General features: G+C 61.3%; 12 protein-coding genes. 2 read left to right on the forward strand and 10 right to left on the reverse strand.

The annotated features are described in order from the left end of the window. Positions 1 to 50: 50 nt before the first annotated feature. From M3P88_RS10195 to M3P88_RS10240, 10 genes are all read right to left on the reverse strand, one after another. Positions 51 to 1046, reverse strand: coding sequence for an NAD(P)H-dependent glycerol-3-phosphate dehydrogenase (locus M3P88_RS10195; RefSeq protein ID WP_249615940.1), 996 nt, complete (start codon positions 1044 to 1046; stop codon positions 51 to 53). Between the two features lie 16 nt (positions 1047 to 1062). Then, positions 1063 to 1509 carry an SH3 domain-containing protein gene (locus M3P88_RS10200; RefSeq protein WP_249615941.1) on the reverse strand — a complete coding sequence of 149 codons (447 nt, stop codon included), beginning with the start codon at positions 1507 to 1509 and terminating at the stop codon, positions 1063 to 1065. 5 nt (positions 1510 to 1514) lie between these two features. Beyond that, a complete protein-coding gene (secB, locus tag M3P88_RS10205) occupies positions 1515 to 1967 on the reverse strand; it encodes a protein-export chaperone SecB (RefSeq protein WP_124736446.1) in 453 nt (150 codons plus the stop codon). 87 nt (positions 1968 to 2054) lie between these two features. Further along, positions 2055 to 2312, reverse strand: a complete 258-nt coding sequence (gene grxC, locus M3P88_RS10210; RefSeq protein ID WP_249615953.1) for a glutaredoxin 3 — start codon at positions 2310 to 2312, stop codon at positions 2055 to 2057. Between the two features lie 43 nt (positions 2313 to 2355). Continuing rightward, positions 2356 to 3750, reverse strand: coding sequence for a D-alanyl-D-alanine carboxypeptidase/D-alanyl-D-alanine endopeptidase (dacB, locus tag M3P88_RS10215; protein WP_249615942.1), 1395 nt, complete (start codon positions 3748 to 3750; stop codon positions 2356 to 2358). Further along, complete coding sequence (locus M3P88_RS10220; protein ID WP_249615943.1) at positions 3750 to 5927, reverse strand: primosomal protein N'; 2178 nt, start codon at positions 5925 to 5927, stop codon at positions 3750 to 3752. The genes dacB and M3P88_RS10220 overlap by 1 nt, the downstream gene beginning before the upstream one ends. Positions 5928 to 6251: 324 nt before the next feature. Then, entirely contained in the window at positions 6252 to 7322 is a 1071-nt protein-coding gene (gene hemE, locus M3P88_RS10225; protein WP_249615944.1) for a uroporphyrinogen decarboxylase, read from the reverse strand. 158 nt (positions 7323 to 7480) lie between these two features. After that, positions 7481 to 9445 carry a DNA topoisomerase IV subunit B gene (gene parE, locus M3P88_RS10230; RefSeq protein WP_249615945.1) on the reverse strand — a complete coding sequence of 655 codons (1965 nt, stop codon included), beginning with the start codon at positions 9443 to 9445 and terminating at the stop codon, positions 7481 to 7483. After that, entirely contained in the window at positions 9442 to 10050 is a 609-nt protein-coding gene (locus tag M3P88_RS10235) for a DUF2238 domain-containing protein (RefSeq protein WP_249615946.1), read from the reverse strand. The genes parE and M3P88_RS10235 overlap by 4 nt, the downstream gene beginning before the upstream one ends. 35 nt (positions 10051 to 10085) lie before the next feature. Beyond that, the gene (locus M3P88_RS10240) at positions 10086 to 10616 is read right to left on the reverse strand and encodes an RNA pyrophosphohydrolase (RefSeq protein WP_249615954.1); all 531 of its coding nucleotides are present in this window, start codon (positions 10614 to 10616) and stop codon (positions 10086 to 10088) included. A 331-nt stretch (positions 10617 to 10947) separates the two neighbouring features. Between M3P88_RS10240 and M3P88_RS10245 the strand changes: the two genes are divergently transcribed. Beyond that, positions 10948 to 12273, forward strand: a complete 1326-nt coding sequence (locus M3P88_RS10245) for a glutamine synthetase family protein (protein WP_249615947.1) — start codon at positions 10948 to 10950, stop codon at positions 12271 to 12273. 70 nt (positions 12274 to 12343) lie between these two features. Next, entirely contained in the window at positions 12344 to 13435 is a 1092-nt protein-coding gene (locus M3P88_RS10250) for a polyamine ABC transporter substrate-binding protein (RefSeq protein ID WP_249615948.1), read from the forward strand. Positions 13436 to 13590 lie beyond the last annotated feature (155 nt).

Below are 13590 nucleotides of genomic sequence, written 5' to 3' on the forward strand. Positions count from 1 at the left end.
AGAGCCCGCTTGCAGCGGGCTCTTTTTATGCGGCTTTGTACATGCCGCTGCTAGGCACCAAACTCGCTCTTGGGCGAGCGCTCCAGCAACTGATCCACCACATCCTGCGGCTTGGCGCCGTGATAGAGCAAGGCGCACACGGCAGCGGTAATCGGCATGTCGACTTCCAGCCGCTCGGCCATGGCCAGTACCTCGCGTGCGGTCGGCACGCCTTCGGCCACATGCCCCAGCTCGGCCAGAATCACATCCAGCGGCTTGTTTTCGGCCAGTTTCAGCCCGACCTGGCGGTTGCGCGACAGCGCACCGGTACAGGTCAGAATCAGATCGCCGACACCGGACAGGCCCAGCAGGCTTTGCTGGCTCGCGCCCATGGCCACCGCCAGCCGGGTAATCTCGGCCAGACCCCGGGTAATCAGCGCGGCGCGGCTATTCATGCCCAGCCCCATACCGTCGGCAACACCGGTGGCGATCGCCATGACATTCTTCACCGCCCCGCCCACCTCCACCCCGACCAGATCGTCGTTGGCGTAGATGCGCAGCAAAGGGCTATGCAGCAGACGGGCATAGTCACGGGCAAATTCGGCATTTTCCGAGCCCAGCGTCACCGCCGCCGGCAGGCCTTGCGCCACTTCGCGGGCAAAGCTCGGGCCGGATAACACGCCGCTACGCGTCAGATGCGGACATTCTTGCTCCACCACCTGATGCGGCAGCAGGCTGGAACCCGCCTCCAGACCCTTGCATGCCCACAAGAGCGGCACGTCGTCCTGACGCAGCGCCTTGAGTGCGCGCAAGCTGGGGCGCAAACCGGCAATCGGCGTCACGATCAACACCAGCTCGGCCTCAGCCAGCGCCTGCGCCAGATCGGCGGTCAGCGCCAAGTCAGGCGGCAAAGGGCAGGCATCCAGATAACGCCGGTTCACGCCTTCTTGTTGCAGCGCGGCCATCAGCGCCGGATCCCGGCCCCACAGCGTCACTTCGTGCTGGCGGGCAAAAGCCACCGCCAGTGCCGTACCCCAGGCGCCTGCGCCCAAAACGGCCAGTTTCATGGCTTATTTCCGTTCATTACACACCCCACAGGGTATTGATGCGGACAAAGCCGGCGGCGCCGTCACGATGCTTGACCCTGACCCAGCCGGCTTGTGCCGGTTCGAGCAGTTCGACCACCGCATCCTTGTCCAGACGATAGGCCAGCGGCGCACTGTCGCTGGCTGCCGTCCTGATTTCGGCCTGCGCCGCCGTCACGATCAGCATGCGCTGTACCGACAGGGCGGCGGCAGGGATCCAGGCAATGCCGCCGCTGGCATCGCGCACCCGCGCCCACTCTTTTTGCATCGCCAGCACTTCCACCGGATAGTAGCGGCTGACCACAAACAGCTTTTTGGCATTCAAGGCCGGCGCATCATACAGCGACACTCCGGTTTCCTTGACCGAGCGGAATTCCAGCGCAAAAGCCGGTGCGGCAGCACAAGCTGCCAGCACCAGCGCGGCCAGACTATGGCTTAGCTTCATGATGTTCAGGCGTTGCCGGCTTCGGCCATCTGTGCGCGCTGCTGCATATACAGCGCCTCGAAGTTGATCGGTGCCAGCAGTACCGGCGGGAAGCCGGCACGATTCACCAGGCTGGACACGGTTTCGCGCGCATACGGGAACAGGATGTTCGGGCAAGCCACACCCAGAATCGGGTCGATGTCTTCGGCCGGAATGTTTTCGATGCGGAAGATGCCGGACTGGGCCACTTCGCACAGGAACATAGTCTTGTCGGCCAGCTTGGCGGTCACGGTCACGGTCAGTGTGCACTCGAAGAAGCCGTCGTCGATCTGCTTGCCTTCGCTGCCCAGCTGCATGTCGATATCGGGCTGAGCCTGTTCCAGGAATACGGCTGGCGCATTCGGCACCTCGAGCGAGAGATCCTTAACGTAGATTTTTTCGATGGAGAATACCGGCTGCACTTCTTGTTGTTCGCTCATAAACAGGTCTCGCAATATGAATTGGATAAGAAAAAATCGGGCTCAAGCAGATTTGCATCATCGCATGAAAGCGTGAGCTGCGGCCACTCAGTCAGCCAACAGTACATCCAGCTTGCCGGCGCGGGACAGCGCCTCCAGATCATCGCAACCGCCGACATGGGTTTCACCGATGAAAATCTGCGGTACGGTACGGCGGCCGGTAATGCTCATCATGCTGTCGCGTGCGGCAGGGTCAAGATCGATGCGGATTTCTTCAACCGCCTCCACGCCCTTGCTTTTGAGGATTTGCTTGGCGCGAACGCAATAAGGGCAAACCGCCGTGGTGTACATCATTACTTTTTTCATCATGGTCTCGCAATCAAACTAGCGGAAAAACGACATTATAACGTCAAGGCACCGGCCTCACGCCGGCATAAGACGCCAGTACGCCATCGAGCAGCGCATCCAGATTCGGCAATAGCGCGCCCGAGCGCGGGCTATTGATGATTGCGACAATGGCCAGACGCTCGCCATCCGCGGCCAGCCAGTAACCGGCTAGCGCCCGCACCCCGGCCAGCGTGCCGGTTTTCAGCCGCAAGCGCGGCCCCCACTGCCCGAGCCGGGTTTTGAGTGTGCCGCTCTCGCCGGCCACCGGCAAGCTGGCAATAAACTCGCCGGCGTAAGGCCCGCGTGCCGCGACGCGCAACATCTCGCCCAGCGCGCGCGCCGAAATACGCTCGCGCCGCGACAGGCCGGCACCGTTTTCCAGCACCAGCGTCTGCGCATCCAGCCCGTTTTTTGCCAGTACTTGCCGCACCACTTGCGTGGCATCGGCCACCGTATCCCCCCTTAGTGGCCGCTCGGCACCCAGCGTCAGAAACAGGCTGCGCGCCATGGTGTTATTGCTGTACTGGTTAATGGCAGACAGGGCCTGCACCAGCGGAGGCGAACGGTAAAGCGCCAAGGTGCGCGCTTGCGGCGGCGTGGCGGCGAGGCCAAAGCCTTGCGGCCCCTCGCCGCCCAGACGCGCCCAGCGTGCGGCAAAGGCTTGGCGCGCATACTCATCCGCCGACAGCACATTCACAAAGCTGCTCGCTCCGTCACAGGCGCGCGGCAAGGCACCGCGGACAAGAATCTGATGACCCTGCTGTTGCACGCGAACATGGCGGCGGACATCGCCACATTTGCCCGCCGCATCGCCGGCATCGCTCAAGTCCGACGCCAGCGTCACGCCGGGCAAGGCCGGCTCCAGCACCACGCGGCTGCCGCCACCGTCGTTGTAATAATGCAACCATGCCACCTTGAGATGGGTCAGGTGGGTGTCCGGTGCCACGGCAAAGGCGCGCTCGGCATCGGCCTCGAAATCCTCGGCACTGCCGGTAGTGGCAAACGCGCCCTTGTCCAGCAGCAGCCGGCCGTTGATGCGCTTGACCCCGCGCAGGCGCAATTCGCCCAGCAACTGGTCCAAAGCCGGCAGATCAAACAAAGGGTCGCCGCGCCCCTGCCAGTAGAGATCACCCTGCAAGCTGTCGCCGACAACGGGAGCGGCCGATAGCAGCGTGCTTTGCCAGCGCCATTGCGGCCCCAGCGTCTCCAGCGCGGCAAAGCTGGTGACCAGCTTCATGGTCGAGGCCGGATTCAGCGCCACATCGGCGCGGTGCTCTGCCAGCACTTCACCACTGCCGACCTTGCCTACCCATAGCGCCACTTCGTTCTCTTGCAAGCCGGCCAAGTCGGGTTGCGCGGCAGCCAGCGCGGTGCCCATCGCCGTGCACAGCAGCACCAATAATAAACAGCGTTTCATCACATCTCCGTCGGATCGACATCCAGCGACCAGCGCAAACTGCGTCCGGCCTGGCGCCCCAAGCGCTCAAGCAGCGGCAAGGCCTGATTCAGGCAACGGTGCAAGGCGCGGCGGTCGGCACACTCAAACACCAGTTGCATGCGCTCGCGCCCGGCCAGGCGCGCCATGGTGGCCGGTGCCGGCCCGAATAGGGCGACTTCGCCCAGCCATGGCGCAGCCTCGGCTTTAAACCGGCCAAGAAAAGCCTCTGCTTCGTGTGCCTCGTGCGCATCGGCGCGCAGCAGCGCCTGGAAAATCGCCGGCGGGAAATGGGCCTCGCGCCGTGCCGCCAGCTCGCGTGCGGCAAAACCGTCAAAATCCTGTGCCACCAGCGACAGATACAGCGGATGCTCGGGCCACTGCGTCTGCACCAGCACTTCGCCGCGATGCTCGGCACGGCCGGCGCGGCCCGCCACCTGCATCAGCAGGGAAAACAGCCGCTCGCCGGCACGAAAATCCGCCGAATACAGCCCGCCATCGGCGCCCAGCACCACCACCAGACTCAGCGCGCCAAAATCATGGCCCTTGGCCAGCATCTGGGTGCCGATCAGGATATCCACTTCGCCGGCATGCACCTTGCGGTACACCTCGTCCCAGGCATCCTTGTTGCGCGTGCTGTCGCGGTCTATGCGCAAAACGCGCGCCTCGGGAAACAAGCGCTGGATGGCGCTTTCCAGCCGCTGTGTACCCTCGCCCAAAGGCTGGATATCGACATTGCCGCAATCCGGGCAGACGCGCGGCACACCCTCTTCCCAGCCACAATGGTGGCAGCGCAATACGCGCTGCAATAAATGCAAAACCAGCTTGCTGGAACAGCGCTTGCAGCCCGAGGTCCAGCCGCACTGCGGGCAGGCCAGCACCGGCGAGTAACCGCGCCGGTTGATGAATACCAGACTCATCTCGCGCTTTTGCAAACGCTTGGCCAGCGCCGCAATCACCGGCTCGGACAAGCCTTCATTCAGGCGCAGCAAACGGGTATCAACCAGACGCACCTGCGGCAAGCTGGCAGCGGCATGTGCCCGCGTCGTCAGTAACAGGCGGCGGTAACGCCCGGCCTCGACATTGGCTACCGTTTCCAGACTAGGGGTGGCACTGCCCAGCACAATGGGTACTGCCGCATCATGCGCACGCCAGACGGCCAGATCGCGCGCGTGATAGCGCAAGCCGTCCTGCTGCTTAAGCGAACCATCGTGCTCTTCATCCACCACAATCAGTCCCAGCCTGGGCAAGGGCACGAACACCGACAGCCGCGTGCCGATCACAATGCCGGCACGCCCTTGCCAGGCATCGACCCAGCCTTGCAAACGCTCGCCGTCGGCCAGCGAGCTGTGCAGGGCGGCAATCGGCGTAGCCGGAAAACGGTCGGCAAAGCGTTGCAGCAGTTGCGGCGTCAGGCTGATTTCCGGCACCAGCACCAGCACCTGACGCCCGGAAGCCAGTGCGCAGGCGATCAGGTGTAAATACACCTCGGTCTTGCCGCTGCCGGTCACCCCTTGCAATAGCCAGGGCTGGAAGCGGCCAAAACTGTCACTGACCGCCGCGACGGCACCCTGCTGCTCGGCGTTGAGCTGTGGCCCGTCGGCAACTTCAAGCTCGGGGCAAAGGGGCTCTACACGCTCAGCCTTACCCTCTTGCAGCCATTGGCTCAAAACCTTGGGAGCCTGCGCCGACAGCGCCCTCAAGTCATGCATGGCTTGCGGCCCATCCTGCAAAGCCTGCCACAAGGCCAGGCGAGCCCGTTGTCTGGCCGGCGGCGGATCGGCAAGACCAGCGGCACTAAGCGCCCAGGCACGCCTATCCGCCAGACGCGCCGCTTGCGCCACGCGCAAGGCGGTGGGCAAGGCGGTAAACAAGGCTGCGCCCTTGGGATAGTGGTAATAGGCCGAGACAAAATCGATCAGCCGCAGCAAGGCGGCAGGCAGTGGAGGCAACTCGTCAAACACGGCGGCCAGTGGCTTGATTTTTGCCGGATCCAGTGCCGAATTCGCCACACCGCCGACCAGCACTGCACACTGTTTGCGGCCGCGAAAATCCACCTCTACCCGTGTTCCTGCCGGCAAGGCATGGGGTGCAAGATAGGTAAATGTTCCGTGCAAGGGGACATCCAGCAGCACCTCGACAGTTTCGAATGTATCCATTTTTACTCGATGCAGGCGCAAAGCCAGACGGGGCGCGGGTTTGCGCAAGCTGTACACATAGTTTGTGGATAACTTTGTGCACAACCCTGAAAAAGAGGCTGGAAAAGCCGGCAGGACAGCGCTTCAAGCGGATTGCACAAATTTTGAACAATCGCGTAAACCCTTACAAAACAAGGACTTGCGCGATTTATTAATTTTTTGCGACACAGGGCTTGACAGATGACGTTCGCAGCAAGATGAGTGTGCATAACTTGGTGGATCAAATCGAACGCCAGCTGTCAACCGTGCCGTGCAGCCACCCTGACGGGGCTGCACGGCGCCCGCTTAGCCCTGGCTGTGATAGGCGCGCGACAGGCGGTGCACGCTGTCAACCAGCACGCCGGCGTGGGCCGGATCGGCAAACTGCGAGATGCCGTGTCCCAGATTAAAGACATGGCCGGAACCCGTGCCATAGGAGGCCAGAATGCGCGCGACTTCCTTCTCGATGCCCTCCGGGCTGCCAAACAGCACGTTCGGGTCCAGATTGCCCTGCAAGGCGACTTTATCCCCGACGCGCGCACGCGCTTCGCCGATATCGGTCGTCCAGTCCAAACCCAGCGCATCGGCGCCGGTTTCGGCCATCGCCTCCAGCCATTGCCCGCCCCCCTTGGTAAACAGGATGACCGGCACGCGCCGGCCTTCGTGTTCGCGGATCAGGCCGCTGACGATCTGCTGCATATAGGACAGCGAAAACTCGCGGTAGGCAGGCCCGCTCAAGGCCCCGCCCCAGGTATCGAAAATCTGCACCGCCTGCGCGCCGGCACGAATCTGCGCATTCAGGTACTCGGTCACCGTGCGCGCATTGACATCCAGAATGTGGTGCAGCAGCTCGGGACGGCCATACATCATCGCCTTCAGGTGACGGAAGTCGGCCGAACCGCCGCCTTCTATCATGTAGCAGGCCAGCGTAAACGGGCTGCCGGAAAAGCCGATCAGTGGCACACGTCCATCCAGCGCCTTGCGGATGCTGGAAACGGCATCAAACACGTATTGCAGCGAGTCTTCCACATGCGGAGCCACCAGCGCCTTGATGGCCGCTTCGTCGCGCAGCGGGCGCTCGAACTTAGGGCCTTCGCCCTCGGCAAAATACAGCCCCAGCCCCATGGCATCGGGCACGGTCAGAATGTCGGAAAACAGAATGGCCGCATCCAGCGGGAAGCGCTCCAGCGGCTGCAGGGTGACTTCGGTGGCGTAATCCGGGCTGGTGCACAAGCCCATAAAGCTGCCGGCACGGGCGCGCGTGGCGCGGTATTCCGGCAAATAGCGCCCGGCCTGGCGCATCATCCAGACCGGTGTGTATTCCACCGTTTGATTGAGAAGTGCGCGCAGGAAGACATCGTTTTTAAGCTGGGTCATGATAGGCCACGTCGTTTGCATTGGCCGCCATTATACCTGCAAGCGCCATCTCCTCACCCTCTTTGCACAGGCAGAACGCAGCCGGAAAAACGACAAAGACGGCATGAAAAGCGCTTCGCCCTTCCTGCCGTCCTGACACGCCGCCCACCGCCTAATGCTTACACGTCGGCGATGGCCTCGTTGCCCTTGGCTTCCATCCAGCCGCGCCGGCTGGAGGCTTCGCCCTTGCCCATCAGCATGGTAAACATGCGGCGGGTGTCGTCGGCGGCACCGCTACGCACGCGCACGCAGGACAGACGACGGGTATCGGGATGCATGGTGGTGTCTTTCAGTTGCTCCGGGTTCATCTCGCCCAGACCCTTGAAGCGCGAGATGCCCCATGCGCCTTCGCGCACATTTTCGCTACGCAAGCGATCGATGATGGCTTCCAGCTCGCCCTCGTCCAGCGCATACAGCTTGCGCGGCGGGCGGTTTTTACCCGAGCCCGGCACATCGACGCGATACAGCGGCGGTTGCGCGATATGGATATGCCCTTCTGCCAGCAGCTTGGAAAAGTGGCGATAAAACAGGGTCAGCAGCAAGACCTGGATATGCGAGCCATCCACATCGGCATCCGACAGGATGGCGATCTTGCCGTAACGCAAGCCGGACAAGTCGGCATCCTCGCCCGGCGCATGCGGGTCGACGCCTATCGCGACCGAAATATCGTGGATTTCGGCATTGGAAAACAACTGGTCACGGTCGGTTTCCCAAGAGTTGAGCACCTTGCCGCGTAGCGGCAGGATGGCCTGGTACTCCTTGTCGCGCGCCAGCTTGGCCGAACCGCCGGCCGAATCCCCCTCGACCAGGAACAACTCGTTGCGGGCGATATCTTCGCTCTCGCAATCGGTCAGCTTGCCCGGCAATACCGCTACGCCCGAGCCCTTTTTCTTCTCGACCTTTTTCACCGAACGCAAGCGGCTCTGCGCCTGGCGGATGGCCAGCTCGGCAATTTTCTTGCCCGCCTCCACATGCTGGTTCAGCCACAACTCGACCGGGTCGCGCACCACGCCCGAGATCAGCTTAAGCGCATCGCGGCTGGTGAGTTTGTCCTTGGTCTGCCCCTGGAACTGCGGGTCCAGCACGCGCGCCGACAGTACAAAGCGCACCCGGCTCCATACGTCTTCCGCCATCAGCTTGACGCCGCGCGGCAACAGATTGTGCAAGTCGACAAAGCTCTTGACCGCATCGAACACCCCGGCGCGCACGCCGGCTTCATGCGTACCGCCCAAGGGGGTTGGGATCAGGTTAACGTAGCTCTCGCCACCGCCGGCTTCGTCAAACCAGGCCAATGCCCACTGCGCGCCTTCGCCGCGGGCGAACTGCTCGTGATCGTCGCCAATAAATGCCTCGCCGGCAAACAAAGGCGCTACCGGCTCGTCGCCACCACACAGCTCGGCCAGATAACTCTTCAGGCCGTTAGGGTATTGCCAGACCCTGACTTCGTCCGCACCGGCTTTTTCCAGCGTCAGGCTGACCACCACCCCGGGCAGCAACACGGCCTTGGCGCGCAGCAGGCGCTCCAGCTCGGGGATGGAGTAACGCGGGCTCTCAAAATACTTGCCGTCCGGCCAGATGCGCACGCGGGTGCCGCTGGTGCGCGGGCCGCAGTCACCGCTGCGCGCCAAAGGCTCGATCACGTCGCCGCCGGAGAAAGCCAGCTGGTAAACCCCGCCCTCGCGCTTGACCTCGACTTCCAGCCGGGTCGACAAGGCATTGGTTACCGACACCCCGACGCCGTGCAGGCCGCCGGAGAAGGCGTAAGCCCCACCATCTTTTTTATTGAACTTGCCGCCGGCGTGCAGCCGGGTAAAGACCAGTTCGACCACCGGCACATTCTCAAGCGGATGTAGCCCGACCGGAATGCCGCGGCCATCGTCCTCGACCGACAGCGAGCCGTCCAGATGCACGGTGACGGCGATTTTTTTGGCAAAACCACCCAGTGCCTCGTCCGCCGCGTTATCGATCACTTCCTGACAGATATGAGTCGGGTCGGTAGTGCGGGTATACATCCCGGGGCGCTCTTTGACCGGCTCCAGCCCCTTGAGCACCCGTACCGAGGATTCGTCGTATTGTTGGTTCATGGTGTCCTGTTGAAAATTTTGGTTACGTCCTGCAGGCGGGCAAGTTCACGCTCATGCAGGCCGGACAGCAGTAATTGGGAAGCTAAGGCACCGGCCAGGGCCAGAAACATATCCCATTGGGTGTCCCAGGGGTCGCCCTGGGTCGCAAGAAAGGCATCGGCGTCGGCACCTATGGCGACGGCCACCCACCATTCGATCAGCTCGTAAAAGGCGGAAAAAGCCAGACAGAACGACGTCGTCAAAAGCACCAGCCACCCGCCCGGGCGTAGCGGCGTTCTGCGCCGCAACACTTCACGCGCCAGAATGGCCGGTACAAAACCCTGCGCCAGATGCCCCAGCCTGTCGTAATGATTGCGCGTCAGATCCAGCGCATCGCGCAGCCACAAACCCGCCGGCACTTCGGCATAGGTGTAATGTGCACCGATCAGCAGAATAGCCGCATGAGCCAGCATCAAACACAGTGCCAGCGGTGTCCAGGCAAAGCGCGGCCAGGCCCATAGCAACAAAGGCGCACCCAGCAAGACGGGCAACGCCTCCAACAGCCAGGTCGCACGATCGGTCGGCGCGATACCTGACCACAAAACCAGCGGCAACAGCGGCAGCAACAACCACCATGGACGCTGCCTGATATAGGCGGGCGTCAGTGATCGTGCTCCCGCGCATCGCCCGCACGGGCAATATATTCCTCCCGCGTCTCCATCCCCTTCAGGAAACGCGACAGTTCGCGTAGCGAGCGATCGTACACATCGCGCTTGAATTCGATCACGCTGTCTATGGGAGCCCAATAATTGTTCCAGCGCCAGCCGTCGAATTCGGGGTGGCTGCTTGCCCGCAGGCAGACATCACTATCGCGCCCGACCAGCCTGAGCAAAAACCAGATCTGCTTCTGCCCCTTGTAGCTGCCGCGCCATTCACGCCTGACCCAACTGGTCGGCACTTCATAGCGTAACCAGTCGCGCGTGCGGCCAATAATTCGGACATGACGAGGCAGCAGGCCGACTTCTTCCATCAGCTCGCGGTACATCGCAGCCTCCGGGCTCTCGCCCGGCTTGATGCCCCCTTGGGGAAACTGCCATGAGTGCTCGCGCACCCGTTTGCCCCAGAACACCTCATTGTGTTGATTAATGAGGATGATTCCGACATTGGGGCGGTATCCATCCCGGTCCAGCATGGTGAAACCTGCATTCATGAGTTGTGCCGATTTTTGCACATTTCACCACACCGTGCCATCCGTACACACCTTGATTGGCAAGGATTTGCATTTGATGCACCGCACTACCCGTTGAAAATAATTGACGCTTTCAGAGCAGGCGTCTACAAGTGAAGGATAGAAAAATTAATCCATAAGAATAAAAGAGGCCGACACCCGCATGCCCAGCATGAGCAAAACGATCCAGCGGACACTCCATTTGTCCCACTTGCTAAGCCCCTTGCCCGGTGTCAGTTAGACCCGTTTCCGTTGTTTGCGCCGACTTCACAGCACAAGACAAGGAAACGAAATCATGAAAGACCTAGCCAACTGGTTCTCCGAGCGCGGCATCAGCCGTGTTGAATGCCTGATTCCCGACATGGCCGGCACTGCGCGCGGCAAGCGCGTAGCAAGCGCCAGCCTCGCGAATACCGAACTACGTTTTCCGCTGGTCGGACTGGTGCAAAGCATCAGCGGCGACTGCCAACAGCAACTGGTGCCCGCCACCGACCCGGATATGTGCCTGCAAGCCGACTATGCCAGCTTGCGCCCGCTGCCTTGGGCGAGCGAACCCACTGCCCAGCTGATTTACGACTGCCATCACGAAAATGGTGCACCGATACCCCAGGCACCGCGGGGTGTACTCAAGCGGGTGCTGGCGCAATATCAGGCACTAGGGCTACAACCCATCGTGGCACCGGAGATGGAGTTTTACCTGACCGCACCCAGTGCAGGCCCTGGCCTCTCCCCTGCTGCGCCCGGTGGACGCCACGGCAGACGCGAAACGCGGCGCCAACCCTATAGCCTGGATGCCGCCGATGCTTTTAGCCCGGTGCTGGACGATATCTACCGCTACTGCCACGCTCAAGGAATAGGTGCGGCTGCCGTGCTGCATGAAGTCGGCCGTGGCCAACTGGAGATCAATCTGGATCATGGCGATGCACTGGAGTTGGCCGATCAGGTTTTCCTGTTCAAGCGTACCGTGCACGAGGCGGCACGCCAACACGGCCTGATTGCCACTTTTATGGCCAAGCCGATGGCGGATGATGCCGGCAGCGCCATGCATATCCACCAAAGCCTGATCCGGCTGCAAACCGGGCAGAATGTATTTTCACTGGCCGATGGCACGGCCTCGCCCACCTTTTTCCACTATATCGGCGGCCTGCAACGCTATCTGCCGCAAGCCATGCTGCTGTTTGCGCCTTACGTCAACTCCTTCCGCCGGTTGGCCCCCTTCTCCGCCGCCCCCATCAATGTGGCGTGGGGCTACGACAACCGCAGTTGCGGCTTGCGCGTACCCAACAGCCCGCCAGCGGCCCGCCGCGTCGAAAACCGCCTGCCCGGTGTCGATGCCAACCCTTACCTTGCGCTGGCGGCGACACTGGCATGTGGCTTGCTTGGTATCAGGCAGGAAATCCAGCCGGAGGCTGCGCTGCAAGGCAGCGCATACGACTTGCCTTATGCCTTTCCCCGTACGCTGGGCAGTGCCATCGCGGCCCTGCAAAATAGTGAAGCGCTTGCCGAGTTACTGGGGAGCGAGTTTGTCAGCAGTTACTGTGCCTTGAAAAAAGTGGAGGACGATGAATTCAATCGCATCGTCACGCCATGGGAATTGGAAAACCTGCTGGAGAATGTCTGAATAACAACAGCGCTTATCAAGCACCCATTCGGTGCCATAAAGTCGCCACGCACCAAGGAGAAAACAAAAGATGCAGAAAACCACGATTGCTCTTGTGCTCACCAGCCTGTTTGGCAGCAGCATGGCGCTAGCAGCAAGCAAAGAGCTGAATGTTTATAACTGGTCGGACTATGTCGCCGAGGACACCATCCCAAACTTCCAGAAGGAGACCGGATCCAAGGTCCGCTACGATGTGTACGACAGCAATGAAATCCTGCAAGCCAAGCTGCTGACCGGCAAGTCGGGCTACGACATCGTGGTACCCAGCAACACCTTTCTCGCCAAGCAAATCCAGTCTGGGCTCTACCAGCCGCTCGACAAGAGCAAGATCAGCAATTACAAGGGGCTGGACCCGGCGGTGATGAAGCTGCTTGCCGAAGTAGACCCGGGCAACAAGTACGCGGTGCCCTACTTCTGGGGTATGAATACGCTGGGCATCAACGTCGACAAGGTGAACAAGGCGCTCGGTGGCAAACTGCCCGCCAACCAGTGGGATCTGCTGTTCAAGCCCGAGTACGTATCCAAGCTCAAGGGCTGCGGCGTCAGCATCTTCGATTCGCCGTCCGAGGTATTCCCGATGGCGCTGCACTACTTGGGCAAGGATCCGGCCAGCAAGAACGAAGCCGACTACAAGGCCGCCACCGCCCTGCTCAAGCAGATTCGCCCCTATATCACCCGCTTCTCCTCGTCCGGCTATATCAACGAGCTGGCCGGCGGTTCGCTCTGCCTGGTGCTCGGCTACGGCGGCGACCTCAATATCGCGCGCAACCGTGCCATCGAAGCGAAAAACGGCGTGAAGGTACAGCCGCTGGTGCCCGCACAGGGCGTCGGCATCTGGATCGACACCATGGCAATCCCCAAGGATGCGAAGAACCTCGACAACGCGTACAAGTTCATCGACTACAACCTGCGTCCGCAGGTCGCGGCGGCCAACTCGAACTACGTGACCTACGCACCGGGCAGCTTGGAGGCACGCAAATATATCGACAAGGAAAACCTGAATAACCCCTCGATTTTCCCGAGCAAGGAAGTCATGGCAAAAAGCTTTGTCATGAAGCCGATCGATCCGAAGATCCAGCGCGTGACCACCCGTATGTGGACCGAAGTGAAGACCGGTAAATAAGCCCACTCGGAATGACCAAGGCGTGCCAAATGGCACGCCTTTTTTACTGGAATAATTAGCCGCACCCAGATATGTAAGGCGCACAGAATGCAAAAACCCCCGACCTTGAATAAGATCGGGGGTTTTCTAATTGGGCGTCTGGCGGTGTCCTAATT

The sequence above is a fragment of the Craterilacuibacter sp. RT1T genome, assembly GCF_023502145.1.
In the GTDB taxonomy this organism is placed as follows: Bacteria; Pseudomonadota; Gammaproteobacteria; order Burkholderiales; family Chromobacteriaceae; genus Craterilacuibacter.